Here is a 24,489-nt window from a genome sequence, read left to right as displayed (position 1 = left end):
GTGATTACACATGGCTAAAGTTCGCACAGGACGTGTTTCAGAACAGATCAAGAAGGAACTGAGTGTTCTCATTCAAAGAGAACTGAAGGACCCTCGGATAGGCTTCGTAACTGTAACAGGGGTCGAAGTTCCGAATGATTTTGCGCAAGCAAAAGTGTATCTCAGTGTACTTGGCGACGAAGAACAAAAGAAAAATACGCTTATTGCACTTGATAAAGCTAACGGTTTTCTTCGTTCAGAGCTTGGAAAAAGGATTCGTTTTCGGCATACACCGGAGCTTATCTTTAAGATAGATGAGTCTATCGCATACGGGAGTCACATTGAAAAATTGCTAAGCGAAATTGATAAAAATCAATGATCGTGAATGATGTTTTTAAAGGAGACGAACGATGCAGACCTATGAACAATCGATTGAAGAAGCAAAGCAATATTTGCTCAAGCATGATGATTTTCTTGTAGTGTCGCATGTTCAACCAGACGGAGATGCAGTCAGTTCCACGGTAGCTGTGGGCTGGCTTCTCTCACGTTTAGGGAAGAAATTCACACTCTTGAATGAAGGCCCCATTCCACAACGTATGCAGTTTCTCACGCTGGCAGATACGATCCTTAATATGGAGATTAATCCTCCTACACGTAAGTTTCAGAATGTCATCTGTGTGGATTGTGCCGATTTTGGTCGGGTGGGCCTAACGAATCAGTATTTTGCTGAGGATGCCCTCATTCTAAATGTGGATCATCATCCAACCAATGATGGTTATGGACATGTGAATCTCATAAAAACAGATGCAGCTGCTACAGCAGAAATTTTATATGATTTAATTGGACTTTTTCCGGTAGAGTGGACGCAAGAGTCTGCTACAGCCATTTATACAGGTATACTTACAGATACAGGTGGATTTCGTTATTCGAATACTTCTCCCAAAGTCATGGGTATTGCTTCTGAATTACTTTCTTATGGTGTTAACGGGCCGTTATTGGCTGAGAACTTATTAGAAGAAATGACTCCTTCTCAAATGAAAGTGCTGATTAAGGCACTTAGTACACTTGAAATGTCTGCTGATGGTCTGATTAGTTGGGTGCATGTTACGCCTGAACATATGGTGGAATGTGGAGCTACGAATGAAGACTTAGAAGGTATTGTGAACTATCCACGTAATATTCGTGGGGTTGAAGTTGGAATTCTATTTAAGGTCATTAGCGACAACGCTGTAAAAGTAAGCTTGCGTTCCTCAGGAAACGTAGACGTTGCGGCATTTGCGCAAATCTTCGGTGGTGGAGGTCACGTGAGAGCGGCAGGCTGTAAGATAGAAGGAACGTTAGATACGATTATTCCACAAGTCATTGAGCGGGTGAGACAATTATTATGAGCGATCTAGAGGGTATACTTGCTGTTTATAAACCAGCAGGTTTTACATCACATGATGTCGTAGCAAAAGTTCGACGTATTCTGAAAATGAAGCGTATCGGGCACACAGGAACATTAGATCCTGAAGTCACTGGTGTACTGCCATTATGTCTGGGCCGTGCTACCCGAGTGGTTGAATATATGCAAGAGCTTCCCAAAGAGTACTACGCTACGCTGCGTCTTGGCATAGCTACAGATACAGAAGATTTAACGGGTCAAGTTATTGAACAAGTTGATTCTGTCTCCGTTACTAAGGAAGATGTAATGCAGGTTCTGAATTCTTTTCAAGGTGTTATATCTCAAGTTCCTCCTATGTACTCTGCTGTGAAAGTGGATGGCAAAAGGTTATATGAGTTGGCACGAGAAGGTAAGACAGTTGAACGTAAGAGTCGTGAGGTCACTATCTATGAGATCGAAATGACCGATACTTCATGGGATGGTCCTTATCCTGAGCTCTCTTTTCGCGTGTTATGCTCTAAAGGAACATATATACGAACACTTTGTGTAGACATTGGACGAGCACTCGGACTGCCATCGGTCATGGTTAAGCTTACGCGTTCGAAGTCAGCAGGGATCGATGCAGAACATTGTTTAACTTTTGATGATATTCAGCGGTACATGGATGAAGGTACGCTTGGTTCACACTTGATTCCTGTGGATCAAGCCATTCCTCAATTACCCGTACATACGGTCTCTGAGGAGAAAACGTCAGCAGCGATCCAAGGCCAAAGACTTTCATATAAATCAGTGATACCTGAAGTGAACGGGGATGGACCCATCCGTTTATATGATGTTAAAGGAAGATTCTTAGGCATATTTCAAAGACAAGAAGATACAGGGGCTATTGCTCCAGTGAAAGTTTTTTTACAGGAATAATAATCGGATTTGCAGGTCATCTAACGGAATTGCAGGTGAGAAAGTTGTGAAGACTGTCATATTATCTTACCCCCTTTCATCCGAAATGCTACATGAGCAGGCATCCTCTCAAGTCATTGCTATAGGGCAGTTCGATGGAATCCATCAGGGGCACACAAGTGTGATCGCATCCGCCGTCTCTTTGGCGAAACGTAAAGGAATTCCATCAGCTGTAGTGACCTTCAACCCACATCCTAAAGAGGTTATGGGGAAAGGTGACTATGAAGGATATTTAACGCCGCTTGCGAACAAGCAGGAGTTGCTTGCTGGCATGGGCGTAGATACAATGTATGTTGCTCAGTTTGATGAAGTTTTTTCTCGTGTAAGTCCACAAGATTTTTTCACAGGCGTACTTCTACCACTGAATATCGATACGGTTGTTGTTGGTTTTGACTTCCGTTATGGATATCAGGGGGCAGGCGATGTTGAGACGCTTCGTGAAATGGGTTTGGGAATAATGGATATTGAGATTATTTCACCTTTTCCACTCGAAGGTGAAAAGGTGAGTAGCTCAAACATACGTAAAGCACTTCAGACTGGAGATTTACAACAAGCCAATGAATGGTTAGGACGCTGTTACCAATTGCGTGGAACAGTTATTGAGGGTGAGAAACGAGGTCGTACGATCGGATTTCCAACCGCTAACTTGAAATTGGATGATCGTTATGTGGTTCCAGCCAAAGGTGTATATGCCATTCGTGTATTCTACAATGATGGTTGGATTCCGGGAGTTATGAATATAGGAGTAAAACCAACTTTTCATGAAGGTATAATTGCACCTAGTTATGAAGCTCATCTGTTTCACTTTAACGAAAGTTTGTATGGTGAACATTTGACAGTGGAACTCGTCCATTATTTACGTGAAGAACGGAAATTTCCGTCTATTCAGGAACTGATTACTCAGATTCAAGTAGATGCGAAGTTAGCCGAAGAGTTATTAAATGCTTCGGAATAAGTCGAAGTAAGAGGTAGAACATTTACTTTTTACAAACAGGTGTGCTATACTGAATAACGTCATTGGAGACAATGATATAGTCCTTAGCTTGGTCGCACGATCTCACCAACGGTGACAAGGCTAATGGAGATAAAAATTGAAGGAGGTGAATAGCAATGGCATTAACTCAAGAACGTAAAAATCAATTGATTGAAGAGCACAAAATTCATGATACTGATACTGGATCACCAGAAGTGCAAATCGCTATTCTTACGGTTAACATTACGAACCTAATTAGTCATTTCCAGGCACACAAGAAGGATCATCATTCTCGTCGTGGTTTGTTGAAAATGGTTGGTCAACGTCGTAGATTGTTGAAATACCTTAAGAATAAGGATGTTAGACGTTATAGCGCGTTGATCGAGAAACTAGGATTACGCCGTTAATATTCCAATAATCTTACTAAATGCAGCCTGGTTGTTCACCGTATGTCCTTTTAGGAGTGACTACGGGGCAGCCGGGTTGCTTTTAAATATAAGCTTATTGCAGTATAATTTTCTTTGTATTAATCACAGAAACGGATACCTGAAAGTGATACGTTGTATCGCTAGCACTCGGAAGCATAACTTTTGCTGAAGAAAGGTGTGGCCGTTTCTTCTTGTGTATTGTTATATGAAATATCGATAATATGGAAATACTGATAGAATAAAAGGAGGGATTTCATGGAAAATCGTGTTGAAATGCAATTAGGCGGAAGAACATTAATCTTGGAAACGGGACGGTTTGCGAAACAAGCGAATGCAGCAGTCATGGTTCGTTATGGAGAAACGGTCGTTTTGTGTACAGTAACAGCTTCTAATGAACCGAAGGATTTAGATTTCTTCCCACTTACGGTGAACTATGAAGAAAGACTATATGCGGTAGGTAAAATCCCAGGTGGATTTATTAAACGTGAAGGAAGACCGAGTGAGAAGGCTATTCTTTCTAGTCGTCTAACAGACCGTCCAATTCGTCCATTGTTCCCAGAAGGTTTCCGTAATGATGTTCAAGTTGCCAATATCGTAATGAGTGTTGATCAAGATTGCGCACCTGATATTGCAGCGATGATTGGTACTTCTGCAGCATTAAGTATTTCTGATGTTCCATTTAGTGGTCCAATTGGTGGAGTTGCAGTGGGTCGTAAAGATGGACAATTTATCATTAATCCTAACGTAGCAGATCAAGAAGTAAGCGATCTATACTTGGTTGTTGCAGGTACTTCAGATGCAATAATGATGGTTGAAGCAGAAGCAAATGAAATGCCTGAAGAAGTGATGCTTGAAGCAATCATGTTTGGTCATGATGAGATCAAGAAGATTGTTGCTACGATTAATGAATTGGTAGTTATGGCTGGTAAACCAAAAATGGCAGTTAAGTTACATGCCGTGAACGATAACGCTAACCTTGAAGTTCGTGAATATGCAGCAGATCAACTTAAAGAAGCTGTTAAAATTTCCGAAAAACACGCACGTCAGGATGCCATTGACAACATTAATGAAGCAACGGTAACTTACTTTGAACAAAAGTACATAGAGACACCGGAACTTATGAAAGATGTCAAAGAAATTCTGCATGATATTGTTAAAGAAGAAGTTAGACGTTTGATTACACATGATAAAGTACGTCCAGATGGACGGAAATTAGAAGAGATTCGTGCAATCGAATGTGATACGAATATTTTACCTCGTACGCATGGAACAGGATTGTTTACACGTGGACAAACACAAGCGCTTAGTGTGTGTACACTTGGTGCTCTTGGAGATGTTCAAATTCTTGATGGTATTGATCCACAGGAATCCAAGCGCTTTATGCATCATTACAATTTCCCTCCATTCAGCGTAGGAGAAGCACGTCCTCTTCGTCCTCCAGGCCGCCGCGAAATCGGACATGGTGCTCTTGGTGAACGTGCGATGTCTAAGGTCCTTCCTTCAGAGGTTGAGTTCCCTTATGCGATCCGATTGGTATCCGAAGTATTGGAGTCCAATGGTTCAACTTCGCAAGCAAGTATATGTGCTGGTATTCTCGCAATGATGGATGCAGGGGTTCCTATTAAGGCACCAGTAGCGGGTATTGCTATGGGACTTATTAAAGACGGAGATCATGTATCGATTTTGTCTGATATTCAAGGTATGGAAGATCATCTTGGAGATATGGACTTTAAAGTTGCAGGTACGGCGACAGGTGTTACAGCTATCCAAATGGATATCAAGATTGATGGAATTAGTCGTCAAATCTTGCAAGATGCATTGGATCAAGCAAGAGAAGGACGATTGTTCATTTTGGGTAAAATGGTTGCAGCTATTGCAGAGCCAAGAACGAGTCTATCACAGTATGCTCCGAAGATTATGACCTTGAATATTAATCCTGAACGCATTCGTGATGTTATTGGTGCTGGTGGTAAAATCATCAACAAGATCATTGAAGAGACTGGCGTTAAAATTGATATTGAACAAGATGGACGAGTATTCATTGCTTCGACTAACGAAGAAATGAATCAAAAAGCACGTGCTATTATTGAAGGTATTGTCCGCCAAGTTGAAGTGGGCGAAATCTACGTAGGTACTGTGAAACGTATTGAAAAATTTGGTGCATTCGTGGAAATTCTTCCGAACAAGGAAGGTCTAGTGCATATTTCACAATTGTCTACAGAACGCGTTGCTAAGTGTGAGGATGTCATTGCTATTGGTGACTCGATCACAGTTAAAGTAACCGAAATTGATCAACAAGGACGAATCAATTTGTCTCGTAAAGCGACACTGACCGTTTAATCGTTGGCACAAATAGGTTCATAGCTATTACTTATAGAAAAGAGACAGAAAGCTTCATATTCTGGCTCTTTTTTTAAATATATCTCCCTATTCATATTCCATTTGTTCTGTTCATATGATGGGACAAAGCTTACAAGGGAGATGAATTGTTTTATGAATACGAGAAGGTTTGCTATTCTGCTTGCTTGTTTTACGATTGTGATCGGAATCAGTCAGATGAGCAGCATCAAGCAATTTATAGAGAATGGACGCAATGGCAGTATCTCACAAGATGTCTTTCAATTGAATAATCTTATGAACGAAGACGATCCGTTATACCTTGAGATAAAAGCGAAGGCAGTAAGTACAAGAATTGAGCCTGTGGATGCTAAAGTTGACCGGGTATGGAAAGCGATTCCTGGTTATAATGGATTAGAAGTAGATATAGATGAGACCTACAAACAAGCGAAAGCTGCTGGGAAAACAACATCGATTACATACAAGTATCGCCAACTGATTCCCAAAGTTGGGCTCAGTGATCTTGAAGTTCAACCGATTTATCGAGGGAACCCTGCTAAACCTATGGTGTCATTAATGATCAATGTGGCTTGGGGGAATGAATTTATTGTACCTATGCTAAATACGTTAGATCAGGAAAAGGTTAAGGCAACTTTCTTTTTTGATGGAAAATGGTTGAAGAATAATATAGAAGTAGCTAAGGAAATTCAAAAAAGAGGACATGAACTATCTAATCATGCCTATTCACATGCAAATATGAGTCAGTTAAGTGAAGAAAGAGCAGTTGAAGAAATAAGTAAGACTCAGAAGCTATTGAAGGATGAATTGGGTGAAGAGAAGAAATGGTTCGCTCCTCCTTCAGGTGATTTCGATAGTGATACAGTTCGAATTGCCAAAGGGCTTGGTATGCATACGGTATTATGGACATTAGATACGGTGGATTGGCAACATCCTTCTCCTGCGTCGATTGTGAACAAAATATCTAAGAAAGTAGAACCAGGATATCTCATATTGATGCACCCAACCTCATCGTCCTCTCAGGCTCTACAGGGGATGATTCAAGCGATTAAAGCGAAAGGTTTGAGTATAGGAACGGTAAGCCAAACGCTTTCTTCAGATCGAATACTATAGCGAATAGTTGAGTGAAGCTTAATTATTTGGTAGGATAGGGAATGCATTTATAATGAAGTATGTTGGTTTCATAATAGGAGGGCCTTCAAGTGGAAAAAATAAAGCTAAGTAACGGCCTACGAGTAGTGATGGAGAAAATTCCAAATTGCCGTTCCGTATCATTCGGGATATGGGTGAAAACAGGTTCAAGATATGAGAATCTTGAGAACAATGGTGTTTCTCATTTCATCGAGCACATGCTTTTTAAAGGAACAGAACGATTTAATGCAAAAGAAATCGCGGAACAGTTTGATGCTATTGGAGGTAACGTGAATGCATTTACATCCAAAGAATATACGTGTTATTACGCGAAAGTCCTTGATGAACATTTACCTATTGCGGTAGATGTCCTTGCGGATATGTTTTTCCGATCTAATATCGATGATCAGGAGCTCTCCAAAGAGAAGAATGTTATTCTTGAAGAGATTTCAATGTATGAAGATACCCCAGATGATATCGTCCATGATTTAATGGCGACAGCGGTTTATGGGGATCATCCTTTGGCTTACCCTATCTTAGGAACAAGAGAGCTTTTAGAAGGTATGAATTCAAAACATCTTAGAGCGTATATGGATCAGCATTATACCATTGAGAACACCGTGATAAGCGTAGCTGGTAATATTGATGAACATCTTGTTGAGTTATTGGAGCGACATTTCGGTGATTTCCAGAATCATGGAAGTGAGAGTGAAATCGTAGTTCCTGAGTTTCAAAGTAACGTTTTGTTTCATAAGAAAAAAACAGAACAGAACCATATATGCATGTCATTTCCTGGATGTTCCATCGATGATGCAAGACAATATGCGATGGTCTTGTTGAATAATGCTATAGGTGGAGGGATGAGTTCTCGCTTATTTCAGGAAATACGTGAGAAACATGGACTAGCTTACGCAGTCTATTCTTATCATAGTTCCCATGCGGACAATGGATTGTTCACTATTTATGCGGGAACCGCTCCTAAACAAACGAAACAGGTCATGGACCTAACCAAAGAAGTCTTATTTGACCTCGCTACAAAGGGCATAAGTGATGATGAGTTGCGTAAAGGGAAAGAGCAACTAAAAGGAAGCCTAATACTTAGTTTAGAAGGCACAGGTAGTCGGATGAATCGACTAGGTAAAAATGAGCTTATGCTTGGCAAACATTATTCGTTAGATGAAATGATTGCTAATATTGAGAAAGTATCTATGAATGATGTTGAATCGTTACTCGATCATATGTTTAGTGTACCCACTTCCATTGCTATGGTAGGTGCTTCAGATAAAACGATTTCGGCTGTGAGGAGAGATGAATTTGTCACATTACGTTCAAATAAATAAGTTACCAGGGAATGAAGATGTAAAACTTCCTGAAAAGATGTCTCGTTTAGCCTCGGGCTATGATTTGTATGCAGCGGTTGGAGAGGATGTCGTTCTACAACCAGGTGACCGAAAATTAATACCTACTGGATTTGCGATTGCTATGCCAGAAGGGCTTGAAGCACAAATTCGTCCACGTAGTGGACTAGCACTCAAGCATGGCATAACATGTTTGAATACACCTGGAACGATAGATGCTGATTATCGTGGGGAAATCAGAGTCCTTTTGATTAACTTGGGAGAAGTACCATTTACCATTGTTAGAAACGAACGGATTGCTCAAATGGTGTTCCAAATCGTTCCACAGGTGGAATGGGAAGTCGTAGAGGAGCTATCTGAGACCGTTCGTGGTGAAGGTGGATTTGGTCATACGGGTAAATAATGAAGACATAAGATACGGATATACAATCTTTTAAGGGTGGGGTATCTGCTCTTTTGGAAATATCTATATTATTAATTGAAGAAGAGCTGGCGAATACCTTGATTAGGTAATCGTCAGCTCTTTTTTGTCCGCACATTCATCACCCCTTCTTAGGCTTCCGCATATCATGCTCATATAGCACTTGGAATTGTGAAAGGAGCGACATCCTAATGCTGACTGGAGTTAGAGTTGTGTTCCTAGGCGGGGATGCAAGACAGATTGAAGTGATTCGAAAGTGTTCTCAGATGGATGCAGTTGTGACCATCGTGGGATTCAATGAGCTTACAGATCAGTTGAAAGACATCACAAGAGATCAATTATCTTCCTCGCTGTTAGAGACAGCGGATGTTCTTGTACTGCCTGTAATGGGTTGTGACGACGAAGGAAAGATCATGACGCTATTCTCTTCCGAATCATTACAGCTTCAAGATGAGCATATTGCAGCATTATCAAAAGAATGTACAGTGTATACGGGAATAGCAAAACCGCATTTGAGAAACATGTGTGCACGAAATAAGATTAATCTTGTTGAAATGCTCAACAGAGATGATGTGGCTATCTATAATTCTATCCCTACAGCTGAAGGTGCTTTGATGATGGCTATTCAGAACACCGATTTCACGATACATGGATCGACTTGTATGGTTCTGGGAATGGGACGCACGGGTTTTACAATGGCTAGAAGTTTACAAGGTTTAGGGGCAAAAGTAAGGATGGGCGTTAGGACGAATGAGCACTTTGCAAGGGCAGACGAGATGGGCTGGGAGCCTTTCATGACAAGGGATTTGGGGGATAAAGTGGGCAATATCAACTTGCTTTTTAATACGATACCGACTATGATAGTCACAGCACAAATCCTGTCCCAAATGTCTCCAAATGCAGTGATTATTGACCTTGCTTCAGCCCCTGGTGGGTGTGATTTCCGTTATGCGGAGAAGCGAGGAATTAAGGCGCTGCTTGCCCCTGGTCTGCCTGGTATCGTTGCTCCCAAAACGGCGGGGATTATCATTGCCAATGCGTTGGTACAGTTGATTTCGGAAGAAATCATGATTCGGGGGGATGCAGGATGAAGTGGCAGGGGAAGACAGTAGGGTATGCAATTACAGGATCACATTGTACGATTGAAGAAGTGATGCCACAAATTTCTCGATTTATTGAAGAGGGTGCTAACGTAGTGCCGATTGTTTCAAATACGGTACAAAATACGGATACTCGCTTTGGAACTTCTGAAAATTGGTTAAAACAGTTGAAAGATATAACAGGGAATGATATCATTTCTACAATTGTTGGAGCGGAACCACTAGGGCCGTCCAAATTACTAGACGTACTTGTGATTGGACCTTGTACGGGTACTACGACAAGTAAGCTCGCGAATGCTATGACCGATACACCAGTATTAATGGCAGCCAAAGCCCAGATGCGTAACGGCCGTCCTTTGGTGTTGGCTATCTCCACAAATGATGGATTAGGGCTGAACGCTGCGAACATTGCAAAGTTATTGGTAACGAAAAATATTTACTTTGTACCATTCGGTCAGGATAACCCAGTGCAAAAACCGAATTCCCTTGTAGCTAAAATGGATCTCATTCCAGAGACATGTTTTGCTGCACTTAGTGGAACTCAGCTACAACCTATGATTATCGAACGGTTTCAATTTGCTTAAGCAATTATAAATAGATTAGAAATGTCATAATTAGATAAGGGGAGATACGGAAAATGAGCAATCAAAAGTTTAATGTTGCTGTTGTAGGAGCGACAGGAGCAGTTGGAGAACAGATTTTAGGACTATTGGAGAAACGTGATTTTCCAATTGGTAAGTTAAAGCTGTTATCATCTGCACGTTCTGCAGGCACTATCATTAACTTTAAGGGCCTAGATGTAATAGTAGAAGAAGCTACCCCTGATAGTTTTGAAGGTATTGATATCGCGTTATTTAGTGCGGGTGGAGATGTGAGCAAGGAGTTTGCTCCGCATGCCATTCGTCATGGTGCTGTTTGTATTGATAACACGAATGCTTATCGCATGGATCCAACTACACCGTTGGTTGTTCCTGAAGTTAATGCTGAGAAGATTAACGATCATGTAGGAATTATTGCGAATCCGAATTGCTCTACGATTCAAATGGTAGCTGCATTGAAGCCTTTGCAAGATGCTTACGGTATCGATCGTATTATTGTGTCTACGTATCAGGCAGTATCGGGTGCGGGAAGTAAGGCTATTGATGAATTACTTCGCCAAAGCAAAGCTGTCTTGGATAACGATCATGTTGAACCACAGATTTTACCAGTGGGTTCCCTTCCAGTTAAACACCAAATTGCTTTTAATGCGATTCCTCAAATTGATAAATTTCAGGATAATGGTTATACCCTTGAAGAAATGAAAATGGTTAATGAAACTAAAAAAATAATGGGTGACGAGACCATAAACGTAACCGCAACTTGTGTACGTATTCCAGTTGTTTATGGTCACTCTGAGTCCGTATATGTGGAATTGAAACAAGATTATGATCTAGCTGAAGTGAAGAATCTCCTTGAAAATTCTCCGGGGATTACAGTAATTGATGATCCTTCAACACAATCGTATCCGCTTGCGACAGATGCTGCTGGAAAACCAGATGTGTTTGTTGGACGTTTGCGTCGGGATTTGGGACATCAACGTGGGCTGAACTTGTGGATCGTATCCGATAACCTCTTAAAAGGTGCGGCATGGAATGCTGTACAGATTGCTGAGATTATCGTATCAAAACATTCCGAACGCTCATAAGGTAAACATATTTGGAGGAATGGAAATGCGTATCTTAGTACAGAAATTCGGGGGTACCTCTTTATCCTCACCACAGGCGAGAGAACATGTCATTTCACATATAAAGAGAGAATTAGATGAGGATTATAATCTAGTTGTTGTTGTCTCTGCCATGGGTAGACGTGGAGAACCCTATGCCACGGATACATTGCTCGAATGGATTGTTCAGAATGGTGATGCATTGCCTGATCGTGAAAAAGATTTGTTGCTGTGTTGTGGTGAAATTATATCAGCAACGACTTTATGTAGCTTGTTAGAACGTGAAGGAATCTCTTCAACCGTTCTAACAGGTGCACAAGCAGGTTTTGAAACCGATGGTCAGCACGGCAATGCACGTATTCTGGATGTTCGTCCTGCTCGAATTATTGAGGAATTCAACAATCATAAGGTAGTCATTGTAACTGGTTTTCAGGGACAGACTATTTCTGGTGATTTCACTACACTTGGAAGAGGCGGTAGTGATACCTCAGCGACTGCATTAGGTGCAGCTCTTCATGCAGAGATGGTAGATATTTATACCGATGTTAACGGTGTATTGACTGCAGATCCACGTATTGTAGAAGATGCCAAGCCATTAGCGATCGTCAGTTATGCTGAAATATGCAATATGGCCTATCAAGGTGCTAAAGTGATTCATCCACGAGCTGTTGAGATTGCGATGCAAGCACAAATTCCTGTGCGTATTCGTTCGACATTCTCAGAGAACGAAGGAACATTGGTTACCCATCCAGAAGGATTTAATGACGTTCAATCTGGTGTCGTGGATCGTTTTGTTACGGGCATAGCTTATGTAAGTAATGTAACTCAAATTACAGTAGACTGTAGTGATGGACCAAGTAATCTACAGTTGAAGGTATTTAAATCGATGGCAGAGAATTCAATAAGCGTTGATTTTATTAATATTACACCTACAGGTGCAGTATATACTGTCTTTGATCATGAGTCGGAGCGTGCACTGTGTGTACTGCAAGAGATGGGTCTACGACCAAAGAGCTTATCAGGATGTGCTAAAGTGGCTGTTATTGGCGGTGGGATCAATGGCGTGCCTGGAATTATGGCTAGAATCGTGGAATCTTTAACTGAACAAAACATACAAATACTACAATCAGCCGATTCAAATACAACCATTTGGGTGCTTGTAAAGAAGGAAGATATGGTACAATCTTTACGGTCACTTCACACGGAATTTGAATTAAATCGATAAGTGAAAAATAGATATATGCTTACGAAGTCAAGTTTCCTACGGAAACTTTAATGTTATGCTTACGATGTTAAGTTTCCTACGGAAACTTTTTAGGAGGAACGAAAGTGGAATTTGGCAGATTAGTTACAGCTATGGTAACGCCTTTTGATGATCAGGGACGTATTAACTGGGATGAAACCGCCCAACTGATTGACTATCTTATTGAAGAACAAAAATCAGATGCATTAGTTATTGCAGGAACAACTGGAGAATCTCCTACGTTAAGCGATGACGAGAAGCTTGAACTCTTCCGGTTCGCTGTTGATAAAGCGGGGGATCGTTGTAAGATCATTGCGGGCACCGGCAGTAATAACACAAGTCATTCGATTCATTTGACACAAGAAGCGGAGAAGTTGGGTGTGGATGGGGTTCTGTTAGTGGTGCCTTATTATAACAAACCGAGCCAAGAAGGAATGTTCCGTCATTTCGAAGCGATAGCCAATAGTACACAACTTCCAATCTTGTTGTATAATGTGCCAAGTCGAACGATTGCTAGCCTCTCAGTAAAGACAACCCTTCGATTAGCCGAGATACCAAACATTATCGGAACCAAAGAATGTGCTTCTTTGGAGCAGATTACGTTGCTTGTTTCATCCGCACCTGCGGATTTCAAAGTATATTCAGGTGATGACTCATCAGCACTTCCAACACTTGCTGTTGGGGGTTATGGGATCGTGAGTGTAGCGAGTCATATCGTAGGTTCAACAATGAAGGATATGATTGATTCTTATCTTGAGGGGGATGTAAGAACAGCATCTAAGACTCATCAGAAGTTGTTCCCTATCTTCAAGGGATTATTTGAATGTCCCGATCCATTGCCGAATCCTTCGGCCGTTAAATATGCTCTTCAATTGTTGGGACATGATGTTGGAGGCGTACGTCTTCCCCTGGTTGGTCCTAATGAAGACGAGGCAACGTTTATTAAGGATCTCATTACTTTGGTATAATTTCTAAGCTGAAAATAGTCTTTTATGATTTCAATGAGCACCTCCTTGGAGGTGCTCATTTTTGAAAATATAGGATTGTATATTGGGCGAGCTTAATACTCACATGTAAGATGACTTGTTTTTTCACTTTTTAATCATGTATAATGGGAGCAAGTGACTGGGTGCGGTATATTTTTGAAATATAATATAAATAATGGTACACGTCCAAAACCATACAAGGAGGGTAAGATTCAATTGTCTAAGAAACTAAATAACGATAAATTGACGATATTTGCTTTGGGCGGCGTCGGTGAAATCGGAAAGAATATGTATGTCATTCAATATGCAAATGACATTGTCGTAGTGGATTCCGGATTGAAGTTTCCGGAAGAGGATATGCTCGGAATTGATATAGTTATTCCAGATATTTCTTATTTAACAGAGAATCGTGATAAAGTGAGAGGCATTTTGCTTACGCATGGACACGAAGATCACATCGGTGGACTACCTTACGTGTTGAAACATCTAAATGTTCCTGTATACGGAACCAAGCTTACGCTTGGATTGGTGGAGAATAAGTTAAAAGAAGCTAATTTGCTTGGTGAAACGAAGCGAATTCTGATTGATGAAGATTCCGAGGTACAAATCGGATCAACGATGAAAGCTACATTCTTTAGTACGAACCACAGTATCCCTGATTCCGTTGGTATTATCATCGCAACGCCAGAGGGAAATGTAGTTCATACAGGGGATTTCAAATTTGATCATACACCTGTAAATGGCCAATTTGCTAATTTACAGCGCATGGCTGCTGTTGGACAAGAAGGTGTACTTGCGCTTCTTTCGGATAGTACAAATGCTGAGAAACCTGGATTTACACCATCAGAACGTAATGTAGGTATTGTACTCGAAGACATTTTCCGCAAAGCTTCACAACGTGTTGTCATTGCAACTTTTGCTTCGAATGTACACCGTATTCAGCAAGTGGTTAACGCTGCTGAAGCTACGGGTCGCAAAATTACGGTTATTGGTCGTAGCATGGTAAACGTAGTATCCATTGCTTCGGAACTTGGTTTCTTAATCATTCCAGAAGGAATGCTGATTGAACCAGAAGAAGTTAACAAGATGGCTGCAGATCGTGTTGTTATTTTGTGCACAGGAAGCCAAGGGGAGCCGATGTCTGCTTTAACACGTATGGCTCGCTCAACGCATCGTAAAGTAGATATTTTACCTGGTGATACCGTTATCATTGCGGCAACTCCAGTTCCTGGTAACGAGAAATTTGTCGGTCGTACGATTGATGAATTGTTCAAACTTGGTGCAGACGTGATTTATAGTGGTTCCAATCCTGGGGTTCACGTTTCTGGTCATGGTAGTCAGGAAGAGTTGAAATTAATGCTTAACCTGATGAAACCGAAATTTTTCATTCCGATTCATGGTGAATTCCGTATGCAACGTCGTCATGCATTATTAGCTGAATCTGTAGGTATTGATTCCGATAATATCTTTATTACGGAGCTTGGAGAAATCGTTGAAATCGTGAATGGTTCAGCTCGTAAAGCTGGAAAAGTAACGGCAGGAAATGTGTTGATTGATGGATTGGGTGTTGGAGACGTTGGTAATATCGTTCTTCGTGATCGTAAACTACTTTCGCAAGATGGTATATTAGTTGTCGTTGTTACACTAAGTAAACAGGATGGAAGTATTATGTCAGGACCTGATATTATCTCTAGAGGATTCGTATATGTACGTGAATCTGAAGGACTTCTGGATGAAGCTAATCGTATTGTTTCTAGTACGCTTCAGAAGCTGATGAGTGAGAAGGTTAATGAATGGGCATCCCTGAAGACTGGTGTTAAAGATGCGCTAGGACGTTTCTTGTACGAACAAACTCGTCGCAGACCTATGATTCTTCCTATCATAATGGAAGTATAATTTTAAAATAAATAGACGACTAAATAAGTTGTAAGCACACAGTCGCCCCTATTCGCAGGCAATATTGGACGGTTCCCTGCGGAATAGGGGCATTTTATGCTGTTTTGAGAAGTTGTGAATTGCCAGGAATTTAAAGTGTTAATACATAGTATAAATGTAGTGTCTTTTCTCCCATACTAGCTAGGCATGGTTACGACTCGTATGATGAAAGGAAGATGATAATAATATGGCGAAGCCATTGAATGATGAGAAGACTGGACAAATCCCCAAAGAACATTCTGAGACTGAACCTCCTGATCAGCAACATGGCGCTACGACCGATGCCCAAGTGGTCAACACAATTGAGCATTTAGGACAAACAGCAGTACCTGATACTGAATCTAACATATTTTGCATGACGATTATCGGTCAGATTGAAGGACATGTCATACTACCTCCACAAAATAAAACGACTAAATATGAACACATCATCCCTCAACTTGTAGCTGCGGAACAAAGTAAGGAAGTGAAGGGTCTTGTCATTGTCCTTAATACGGTTGGTGGAGATGTAGAAGCGGGACTTGCCATTGCAGAGATGATCGCATCCCTTACGAAGCCAACGGTGACGGTCGTGATTGGAGGAGGACATAGTATTGGTGTGCCTATTGCGGTTGCCTCGAGCTACTCTATTATTGCTGAAAGTGCAACAATGACGATACATCCAATCCGTCTTAATGGTCTAGTGATCGGTGTCCCACAAACATTTGAATATATGGAGAAGATGCAAGAAAGAGTCGTTCAATTTGTAACTTCACATTCACGAATCACTGCGGACAAATTTAAAGAACTCATGTTCAGAACAGGCGAGTTGAATCGGGATATAGGAACAGCTGTTGGAGGAATAGATGCAGTTAAATATGGATTGATGGATGAAGTAGGAGGCATTGGTTTGGCATTAGCTAAATTAAACCAACTCATTAGTGAGCTACAAGAAGTACAACAGCAAGGGAGGCTTCAATAGTGACCTTATATACGATTATGCCCATGGATGTCATTTGGGAAGGTAGTTTCAAAGAACCAGAGGCAACCGTTGAGGTGGTTGTTGAAAGTATTCTAATGCAGGTGATGCCAATTGATCAAGGTAGTGCACAGATTGTGAGGCTTTTGAATTGTTCTTTAAATGACTATTTGAATCCTTTGTATTCACCTGGACAAATGATTCGATATATTCCTTCTTTGTAGAAATGATCCTTTGGTCGGATAAAGAGAACATAGGTACCCACGGTTAATTATGGTATAATATTGTACCGGGGGTGACTTTTTTGGCCAAGAGACGAAAAAAGAAGAAGGCAATATTAAGTAGTATACTCAAATATGAAATTTATGGGATTATTCTCATTACGCTATCTGTCATTGCATTATCTGGTGAAGCCACGGTCGGTTGGTCCCTATCCAAAATATTTGGACTCTTGTTAGGTAGCTTTTATTTTGTTGTTCCTCTTATAGGGGTTTATTATGGATTAATGGTCATGATTAACAGGAAGTGGCCGAACCGTTGGAACACGCGTAAAAGTGGGCTATTGCTTGTTGTGCTAGCTTTAACCTTAATGAGTAGTATATCCAGTATAGAACGGAAATTAGCTCCCATACCGGATTTGAGTTCGAGTAGGATATTTGCTCAGGCACAGTCTGACTTACACGGGGGATTGTTGACATCAACGGATCAGATTGAACATTCCATGATGGATAAAGATATTGGTGGCGGATATGTCGGTGCTATACAGTATACTGCACTTTTTTGGATGTTTGGAAATACGGGTGCTAAGTTATTAATGATCGTTATGTTTATTATTAGTTTTATGTTGGTCACGAACTTATCCTATATTGACTTGATGCGAATTGTCCGATCTAGGGTAGTGAAAGTCGTTTCATTTGTACATAAGCAATTCAGTATGCGTCAGACAGTAGGGAATAAGACTTCTTCACCTGCAAGAGGAATAGCGGAAAGAAGCAAAAGGCTTCTTCCTGGTGATGATGACGATGATGACTTTGATGAAGTTGTCTTACCCAAAGTTAAACGAAACCCGCCTATATTCTTTCAATTATTTGGTGGGAAAAGCGCCAAACCTGAAAATTCCTATGCAGAAGAAGATGATGATTCTGATGACATCTTAGGTATGACTGAAGTGGTCGAACCAGTTCAGCGCAAAGGAAAAAGAAGTAAAGTTGAGAAACCCGTGTCAGTAAATGAATCATTGTCTCCATCTGATCCCTATGACGGAGAGAATGATCTTTCAGAGCACCAAGCACCAGCAACGGTTCCGATTATTCGTGATTTCTTTGAACATGTGAAGGCTGAAGGACTTGCTGATGAAGATGACTTGGAAGAGGCCTTTACAGGTCGGGAAGTTGCTGATCTTAAAGAATCCATTATGAAGAATCATGGTGAAATTTCTGGTGAACCGTCGTTAGCCTTAGGACAAGCTGCAGAAGGAAATGGAATAGGGCAAGTAAATGCTGCAGGATTGAGCGAGAATGGGGAAGAAGTTTCACTTGAGATTATTGCTCCAGCACCTCCTCCCAAACCGTATGTATTACCTCCATTCCGTCTGCTTGGCAAACCTAGTAATGCTGGGAAGGCCGGAGATCAGAATGATTACATGCAAACAGCCCGTAAACTTGAGGCTACGCTTGAGAGCTTCGGTGTACGTGCCAAAGTCATAGAAGTTGTACGTGGGCCTGCGGTTACTCGGTATGAGATCCAACCAGATATAGGGGTTAAGGTGAGCCGAATTGTGAACTTAACTGACGATATTGCATTGGCTCTTGCTGCTAAAGATATCCGGATGGAGGCTCCCATTCCTGGGAAATCTGCTATAGGAATTGAAGTTCCGAATAATGAAGTGTCTATCGTTACGATGCGTGAAGTGATGGAGACTGCATTATTCCAAGAGGCAGAGTCTAAGTTATCGGTTGCATTCGGTAGGGATATTTCAGGGCAAACCATTATTGGTAATCTTGCGAAGATGCCGCATCTTCTTGTAGCAGGTGCTACAGGTTCGGGTAAATCGGTCTGTATTAACGGAATTATAACGAGTATTCTTTATAAGGCGAAACCTGATGAAGTGAAATTCCTAATGGTTGACCCTAAGATGGTCGAGCTGAATGTTTATAATGGCATCCCCCATCTTCTAGCGCCTGTTGTGACTGATCCCAAGCGGGCATCCTTGGCACTTAAAAAAATTGTGGTCGAGATGGAGAAACGCTATGAGTTGTTCTCTAAATCAGGTACTCGCAATATTGAGGGATACAATAAATTAATGCAAGAAAATTTACCAGCGGTACTACCTTACATTGTTGTCATCGTGGACGAGCTTGCAGATTTAATGATGGTTGCAGCTAATGATGTGGAGGAGGCTATCACTCGTCTCGCTCAAATGGCCCGTGCAGCAGGGATACACCTGATTATCGCGACCCAACGCCCTTCAGTAGATGTTATAACAGGGGTCATAAAGGCGAATATTCCTTCGAGAATTGCATTTGGAGTTTCTTCTAATGTGGATTCAAGAACAATACTTGATATGGCAGGTGCTGAGAAACTTCTAGGTCGTGGAGATATGTTATTCCTGCCGATGGGTTCATCAAAGCCGATTCGTGTACAAGGCGCGTATCTAACAGATCAGGAAGTAGAGAATATCGTGGATTATGTCCGTGATCAAGGTCAGGCTGTTTACGATGAATCACTTGTTCCAGAGATTGAGGAGTCATCTTCAGATCCAGAAGAGAAGCTTGATGAACTCTATGATCAAGCAGTACAAATTATACTTGAAGCGAAACAGGCTTCGGTATCACTCTTACAACGTAGAATGCGAGTAGGCTATACGCGTGCAGCACGTCTGATTGATTCAATGGAGGCTCGAGGCATTATCGGGCCATACGAAGGAAGCAAGCCACGTGAAGTTCTTTTATCTATGGAGCAGTATCAACAGAATAGAATGAGTTCTTAAAGTAGAAAGAGTTTCCCCCATCGTCTGTAGAGGGAAGCTCTTTTTTTGCGTTCGCATCTCCTATTTCTCAAGCAGATTCGAGCACTAATGTAACATAGGGGGTCATTTATAAAAGAACGTTTCTACTTACTTGTTGTGTAACATGCATAGGAAGCTAATGGTCAAGTCATAATACCTTTATGCATCTTGTAAAAACACAACAGAAAGGTAGAGCTAAACTAATGAACAAAACGAAAGGCTGGATCTCTATAGGATTGGTGCTTCTGTTGTCCATGTCTGTGTTCGGATTTATGAATGACACATCTCAAGCAGCTGTCGAACCTATGAATGAGTTGTACGCTCCTTCGCAACCGGTATTTAGCACGAATGTATTCAAAGTTGGAGCCTCAGGTACAGATGTATCAGAGTTACAAGGACGTCTAAAATATTTGGGGTTTTATAATGGGAAGATTGACAGCACCTTTGGCAGTAGCACTTTGAAATCAGTTAAATGGTTTCAATCAGAGTTCGGTATGAAGGTAGATGGCGTAGTAGGAGCTAAGACCAAGTTGAAGCTTTACAATGCTTCAAAAGATTGGAAGCCATCAGCAGCGAACAATGCAGGAAATACAACAACCGCCCCAAAAAAGGAAACATCAGATAAGAAGACACCGATGGGATCTGCCAACTCGATGGGACTGTCTGAGAATGATTTGAAGATCATGGCGAATGCGGTATATGGGGAAGCTCGTGGGGAACCATTTGAGGGGCAGGTAGCCGTTGCTGCGGTTATTTTGAATCGAGTGAAGTCGTCTGAATTTCCCAATACGCCTTCAGGCGTAATATTCCAGCCAAGAGCGTTCACAGCGGTAGCAGATGGTCAAATATATTTGGAACCTAATGAACAGGCTCGAAAGGCAGTACAGCAGGCTCTGAATGGATGGGATCCTTCAGGAGGATGCTTGTATTACTTTAATCCAAAGACAGCTACATCTCCTTGGATATGGACCCGTCCTCAAGTGAAAACAATCGGTGCGCATATTTTCTGTATGTAACAAGAAAAGGGGCAATCGAAGGCTTGCCTTCGGTTGCTTCTTCACTTTGAGGTGGGTTAGAATGGATATTATTACATCGTCAGTGTGCTTTAACAATCCATGATATAAAGGAGATTGGAACCTTGAATAAAACAAGATTTGAACACGGTAGTGCAGGTCGACTGCGAATTCACGTATTACCTACCACACGCTTCAAAACGTTCGCTATTTCTTTGTATGTGGGTATACCGCTATCCGAGGAGAGCGTGACTTCTACTGCGCTAACGCCATTTGTTCTTCGTCGAGGAACAGAGTCCTATCCGGAGACAACGCAATTCCGTGAACGATTGGAACAGTTATATGGTGCAGGATTTGGGTTCGATGTATATAAAAGAGGCGATAACCAAATTGTTCAATTTCGTATGGACACGATTAACGATACTTTTGTACAGAGTCAAGAGAGTCTTCTCGAATCATCCTTCGCATTTTTAGGTGAAGTTGTAACACGTCCAGTATTAGAAGATGGACATTTCAAGAAGGCATACGTACAGGCGGAGAAAGAGAATGTTCGTAAGAAAATGGAGTCTATCGTGAATGACAAGATTCGATATGCTGCTGAGCGTTGCTTAGAAGAGATGTGTCGTAATGAGCCATATCGCTTACATCCGCTTGGACAACGTAAGGATTTAGATTCTATTACTGCGGAATCGCTGTATAAGTCATATCTGAGTTGGTTGAATGAATCCAGTATGGATCTTTATGTTGTGGGAGATACCACCCTTGCGGAAGTACAGAAGTTGGTAGATCAGCACTTCCATTTAGACGATTCACAACCTGTAGGTTATGTAACGAATCAGTCTGCTCCTGAAGTAAGTGAAGTTCGAACCATCGTTGAGAAACTGGATGTCAATCAAGGGAAATTGAACTTGGGTCTTCGTACTACGATAACGTATGGAGATGACGATTATGCAGCTGCACTGATGTATAACGGAATACTCGGTGGATATCCGCACTCTAAGTTGTTCTTGAATGTTCGAGAAAAGGAGAGCTTAGCTTATTATGCTTCTTCACGTTACGACGGTCATAAAGGACTCGGGACGATTCAATCAGGGATAGAGGTTCAAAATTATGAGAAGGCTGTCGAGATTATTCAGAATCAGCTAGAGGAAATGCGAACAGGCGAAATCACAGAATTAGAGATGTCACAGACGAAGGCTATGATTCGTAACTTGTTGCGTGAAATGGATGACTCTGCATTTGAGATGATTTCTTTTGACTTCAATGGTCAATTATCTGGAAAAGAGCGTACAGTAGATCAACTTGTTGAACAGATAGAGGCTATTTCAGTGGAGGATGTACGTAAGGCAGCATCTACATTTGAATTGGATACGATCTATTTCCTAAGAGGGCAGAAGGAGGAATAGCAGATGCAAAGTATACAATACGACAATTTACAAGAAACACTGTATTACGAAGTCATGGATAATGGCCTCCATGTGTATGTTCTTCCGAAACCGGGATTCAACAAGACATATGCGACTTTTGCGACGAAATATGGATCTGTTGATAACCATTTCCGTGTAGAGGGTCAGGATGAGGTAACAGTACCTGATGGGATTGCTCATTTCTTAGAGCATAAAATGTTTGAGGAACCTCAGGGAGATATTTTTGCCACGTTTGCTTCTCAAGGGGCTTCGGCAAATGCATTTACGAGCTTTGATCAGACCGTATATCTGTTCTCTGCAACAGAGAATATTGAGGATAATTTGGAGACGTTGATCAATTTTGTACAAAATCCTTATTTCACAGATCAGAATGTAGATAAAGAAAAAGGTATTATCGGTCAGGAAATTGGAATGTATGAGGATAATGCCGATTGGCGTGTTTATTTCGGCCTAATTGAAGCCATGTACAAAGTTCATCCTGTTCATATTGATATTGCGGGCACAGTAGAATCCATTAGCACCATAACGAAAGAGACATTGTATTCTTGCTATAATGCTTTTTATCACCCAAGTAATATGCTTTTATTTGTAGTGGGTGGGGTTAAGCCTGAGGAAGTATTTGAATTGGTAAGAAATAATCAAGCGAAGAAATCATATGAGCCGCAAGGTGAAATAAAACGTTTCTTTGATCAAGAACAAGTAGAAGTAGCAGAGAAGAAACGTATAAAGAAACTAACGGTCTCGATGCCCAAGTGTTTATTTGGTTTTAAAGAGAAACAAGTGGGATTTGTTGGTGAGGAACTATTGAAGCGGGACCTAACGACCAAAATTATGCTTGATTTACTGTTTGGTTCGAGCACGCCATTGTATCAAAAACTCTATGATGAAGATCTCATTTCGGATAGCTTCGGATATGAATATAACAGCTCACCACATTATGCCTTTTCTATCATCGGTGGTGATACAAGAGATCCCGATGTGCTACTTCAAAGAATTCGGGAAGAAGTGGATGTTATGGTTAAAGCAGGCTTTAAGGAATCTAATTTCGAACGATCTCGCAAAAAGAAAATGGGCGGATATTTACGGATGTTGAATTCTCCTGAGAATATCGCACATGAGTTTACAAAGTATCAATTTCGTGGTAGCGATTTCTTCTCCGTCTTACAGGTGTATGAGTCGATTACATTAAAAGATGTAAATGATTGCTTGCAAGAGCACATTGACTGGAATCAGGTTGCGGTATCGGTCGTGGTTAATCCTTGAACAATGACGCGGGGAGAGATTGGAGTAAGCCAATCGGGGAAACGACGGTTCTGATCACAGGAGCCAGTAGAGGCATTGGAGCTGCTATTGCAGAGCGTTTTGCATTAGTGGGTATGAATGTCGTTATTCATTATGGAAAGTCCCATGAAGAGGCTAATGAGGTGGCACGTCGGTGTATGTCCCATGGTGCGACGGTTCTAACGGTGACGGCAGATTTGAAGGATCGAGAACAGATATGTCGCATGCGTGACAAACTTCAAAGTCATGGCATGATGCCGGATATCCTGGTGAATAATGCTGGGATATCACATTATGGGATGCTTTCGGATGTAACAGAGGAAATATGGGACGATGTGATGTCCACTAATCTTAAAGGTATGTTTCTATGTACGCAGGTCTTTATGCCGTATATGGTTTCCCAGCGTTATGGACGGATTATTAATATATCATCCGTATGGGGGATTTCAGGTGCATCTTGTGAAGTTCTTTACTCCACAAGCAAAGGGGGCGTTAATGCATTTACGAAAGCCTTAGCGAAAGAACTTGCCCCTTCTGGAATCACGGTTAATGCTGTAGCTCCTGGTGCGGTGGATACATCGATGTTAAATCACTTACATGATGAAGAAATTAAAATGCTTGAAGAAGAGATACCGGCTGGAAGACTGGCTCGACCAGATGAAATATCGTCCCTTGTATATTTCCTTGCGCTCTCGGAATCAGGCTATATTAACGGGCAAGTGATTAGTCCTAACGGCGGATGGATCACTTAAGTAAATTTTTCCAGAATTGAGCCGAATAATGAAGGCTTAATAGGGTCATATTACAACTGTTGATTTTAAATCTCATGCGTCACAGCCAAGGAGGATTTA

General features: G+C 41.3%; 22 protein-coding genes. All 22 read left to right on the top strand.

The features are described 5' to 3' along the window. The first annotated feature begins 10 nt into the window (after positions 1-10). The 22 genes from rbfA to ymfI all read left to right on the top strand — a co-directional run bounded on the left by rbfA (position 11) and on the right by ymfI (position 24,390). A complete protein-coding gene (rbfA, locus tag BW961_RS13240; protein WP_068580322.1) occupies positions 11-358 on the top strand; it encodes a 30S ribosome-binding factor RbfA in 348 nt (115 codons plus the stop codon). 31 nt (positions 359-389) lie between these two features. Next, entirely contained in the window at positions 390-1,367 is a 978-nt protein-coding gene (locus BW961_RS13235) for a DHH family phosphoesterase (protein ID WP_068580319.1), read from the top strand. Beyond that, the gene (gene truB / locus BW961_RS13230; protein ID WP_068580318.1) at positions 1,364-2,281 is read left to right on the top strand and encodes a tRNA pseudouridine(55) synthase TruB; all 918 of its coding nucleotides are present in this window, start codon (positions 1,364-1,366) and stop codon (positions 2,279-2,281) included. Before BW961_RS13235 ends, truB begins: the two co-directional genes overlap by 4 nt. Before the next feature lie 46 nt (positions 2,282-2,327). Beyond that, positions 2,328-3,275 (top strand): bifunctional riboflavin kinase/FAD synthetase, encoded by a 948-nt coding sequence (locus BW961_RS13225; RefSeq protein WP_068580316.1) that lies wholly within the window; start codon positions 2,328-2,330, stop codon positions 3,273-3,275. Between the two features lie 155 nt (positions 3,276-3,430). Further along, positions 3,431-3,700: a 30S ribosomal protein S15 gene (gene rpsO, locus BW961_RS13220; RefSeq protein ID WP_068534675.1), complete on the top strand. Its 270-nt coding sequence runs from the start codon at positions 3,431-3,433 to the stop codon at positions 3,698-3,700. 276 nt (positions 3,701-3,976) lie between these two features. Further along, a complete protein-coding gene (pnp, locus tag BW961_RS13215) occupies positions 3,977-6,061 on the top strand; it encodes a polyribonucleotide nucleotidyltransferase (protein ID WP_068580314.1) in 2,085 nt (694 codons plus the stop codon). A gap of 153 nt (positions 6,062-6,214) precedes the next feature. After that, positions 6,215-7,189: a polysaccharide deacetylase family protein gene (locus BW961_RS13210; RefSeq protein WP_068580311.1), complete on the top strand. Its 975-nt coding sequence runs from the start codon at positions 6,215-6,217 to the stop codon at positions 7,187-7,189. A gap of 89 nt (positions 7,190-7,278) precedes the next feature. After that, a complete protein-coding gene (locus BW961_RS13205) occupies positions 7,279-8,547 on the top strand; it encodes a M16 family metallopeptidase (RefSeq protein ID WP_068580309.1) in 1,269 nt (422 codons plus the stop codon). Continuing rightward, a complete protein-coding gene (dut, locus tag BW961_RS13200; RefSeq protein WP_170878564.1) occupies positions 8,522-8,968 on the top strand; it encodes a dUTP diphosphatase in 447 nt (148 codons plus the stop codon). Before BW961_RS13205 ends, dut begins: the two co-directional genes overlap by 26 nt. 209 nt (positions 8,969-9,177) lie before the next feature. Further along, positions 9,178-10,077, top strand: a complete 900-nt coding sequence (dpsA, locus tag BW961_RS13195) for a dipicolinate synthase subunit DpsA (RefSeq protein WP_068580305.1) — start codon at positions 9,178-9,180, stop codon at positions 10,075-10,077. Beyond that, positions 10,074-10,670 (top strand): dipicolinate synthase subunit B, encoded by a 597-nt coding sequence (locus BW961_RS13190; RefSeq protein ID WP_068580304.1) that lies wholly within the window; start codon positions 10,074-10,076, stop codon positions 10,668-10,670. Before dpsA ends, BW961_RS13190 begins: the two co-directional genes overlap by 4 nt. 53 nt (positions 10,671-10,723) lie before the next feature. Continuing rightward, a complete protein-coding gene (locus BW961_RS13185) occupies positions 10,724-11,770 on the top strand; it encodes an aspartate-semialdehyde dehydrogenase (protein ID WP_068580301.1) in 1,047 nt (348 codons plus the stop codon). A 25-nt stretch (positions 11,771-11,795) separates the two neighbouring features. Further along, positions 11,796-13,013: an aspartate kinase gene (dapG, locus tag BW961_RS13180; RefSeq protein WP_068580299.1), complete on the top strand. Its 1,218-nt coding sequence runs from the start codon at positions 11,796-11,798 to the stop codon at positions 13,011-13,013. A 104-nt stretch (positions 13,014-13,117) separates the two neighbouring features. Beyond that, positions 13,118-13,999: a 4-hydroxy-tetrahydrodipicolinate synthase gene (dapA, locus tag BW961_RS13175; protein WP_068580298.1), complete on the top strand. Its 882-nt coding sequence runs from the start codon at positions 13,118-13,120 to the stop codon at positions 13,997-13,999. 234 nt (positions 14,000-14,233) lie between these two features. Beyond that, positions 14,234-15,913, top strand: coding sequence for a ribonuclease J (locus tag BW961_RS13170; protein WP_068580296.1), 1,680 nt, complete (start codon positions 14,234-14,236; stop codon positions 15,911-15,913). Between the two features lie 226 nt (positions 15,914-16,139). Beyond that, on the top strand, positions 16,140-16,913 hold the full coding sequence (locus BW961_RS13165; protein WP_068580294.1) for a ClpP family protease: 774 nt from the start codon (positions 16,140-16,142) through the stop codon (positions 16,911-16,913). Then, positions 16,913-17,134 carry a YlzJ-like family protein gene (locus BW961_RS13160; RefSeq protein WP_068580292.1) on the top strand — a complete coding sequence of 74 codons (222 nt, stop codon included), beginning with the start codon at positions 16,913-16,915 and terminating at the stop codon, positions 17,132-17,134. Before BW961_RS13165 ends, BW961_RS13160 begins: the two co-directional genes overlap by 1 nt. A gap of 80 nt (positions 17,135-17,214) precedes the next feature. Beyond that, the gene (locus BW961_RS13155) at positions 17,215-19,899 is read left to right on the top strand and encodes an FtsK/SpoIIIE family DNA translocase (RefSeq protein ID WP_068580290.1); all 2,685 of its coding nucleotides are present in this window, start codon (positions 17,215-17,217) and stop codon (positions 19,897-19,899) included. A 221-nt stretch (positions 19,900-20,120) separates the two neighbouring features. Beyond that, on the top strand, positions 20,121-20,933 hold the full coding sequence (sleB, locus tag BW961_RS13150; protein WP_068580574.1) for a spore cortex-lytic enzyme: 813 nt from the start codon (positions 20,121-20,123) through the stop codon (positions 20,931-20,933). A gap of 122 nt (positions 20,934-21,055) precedes the next feature. Beyond that, positions 21,056-22,336, top strand: coding sequence for an EF-P 5-aminopentanol modification-associated protein YfmF (gene yfmF / locus BW961_RS13145; RefSeq protein ID WP_068580288.1), 1,281 nt, complete (start codon positions 21,056-21,058; stop codon positions 22,334-22,336). A gap of 3 nt (positions 22,337-22,339) precedes the next feature. Next, positions 22,340-23,620: an EF-P 5-aminopentanol modification-associated protein YfmH gene (gene yfmH / locus BW961_RS13140; RefSeq protein WP_068580286.1), complete on the top strand. Its 1,281-nt coding sequence runs from the start codon at positions 22,340-22,342 to the stop codon at positions 23,618-23,620. Continuing rightward, positions 23,617-24,390: an elongation factor P 5-aminopentanone reductase gene (gene ymfI, locus BW961_RS13135; protein WP_068580285.1), complete on the top strand. Its 774-nt coding sequence runs from the start codon at positions 23,617-23,619 to the stop codon at positions 24,388-24,390. Before yfmH ends, ymfI begins: the two co-directional genes overlap by 4 nt. Positions 24,391-24,489: the final 99 nt, after the last annotated feature.

The sequence above is a fragment of the Paenibacillus macquariensis genome, assembly GCF_900156375.1.
Lineage (GTDB): Bacteria > Bacillota > Bacilli > Paenibacillales > Paenibacillaceae > Paenibacillus_AQ > Paenibacillus_AQ macquariensis.
The sequence above is the reverse complement of the archived record's forward strand: the minus strand, read 5'-3'. Positions and strand labels throughout refer to the sequence as shown.

What these genes read in the sequence shown, in the direction of transcription:
- rbfA (WP_068580322.1), top strand. Translation starts at nt 11, where the DNA reads ATGGCTAAAGTTCGCACAGGACGTGTTTCAGAACAGATCAAGAAGGAA.
- BW961_RS13235 (WP_068580319.1), top strand. Translation starts at nt 390, where the DNA reads ATGCAGACCTATGAACAATCGATTGAAGAAGCAAAGCAATATTTGCTC.
- truB (WP_068580318.1), top strand. Translation starts at nt 1,364, where the DNA reads ATGAGCGATCTAGAGGGTATACTTGCTGTTTATAAACCAGCAGGTTTT.
- rpsO (WP_068534675.1), top strand. Translation starts at nt 3,431, where the DNA reads ATGGCATTAACTCAAGAACGTAAAAATCAATTGATTGAAGAGCACAAA.
- pnp (WP_068580314.1), top strand. Translation starts at nt 3,977, where the DNA reads ATGGAAAATCGTGTTGAAATGCAATTAGGCGGAAGAACATTAATCTTG.
- BW961_RS13210 (WP_068580311.1), top strand. Translation starts at nt 6,215, where the DNA reads ATGAATACGAGAAGGTTTGCTATTCTGCTTGCTTGTTTTACGATTGTG.
- dpsA (WP_068580305.1), top strand. Translation starts at nt 9,178, where the DNA reads ATGCTGACTGGAGTTAGAGTTGTGTTCCTAGGCGGGGATGCAAGACAG.
- BW961_RS13190 (WP_068580304.1), top strand. Translation starts at nt 10,074, where the DNA reads ATGAAGTGGCAGGGGAAGACAGTAGGGTATGCAATTACAGGATCACAT.
- BW961_RS13185 (WP_068580301.1), top strand. Translation starts at nt 10,724, where the DNA reads ATGAGCAATCAAAAGTTTAATGTTGCTGTTGTAGGAGCGACAGGAGCA.
- dapG (WP_068580299.1), top strand. Translation starts at nt 11,796, where the DNA reads ATGCGTATCTTAGTACAGAAATTCGGGGGTACCTCTTTATCCTCACCA.
- BW961_RS13165 (WP_068580294.1), top strand. Translation starts at nt 16,140, where the DNA reads ATGGCGAAGCCATTGAATGATGAGAAGACTGGACAAATCCCCAAAGAA.
- sleB (WP_068580574.1), top strand. Translation starts at nt 20,121, where the DNA reads ATGAACAAAACGAAAGGCTGGATCTCTATAGGATTGGTGCTTCTGTTG.
- yfmH (WP_068580286.1), top strand. Translation starts at nt 22,340, where the DNA reads ATGCAAAGTATACAATACGACAATTTACAAGAAACACTGTATTACGAA.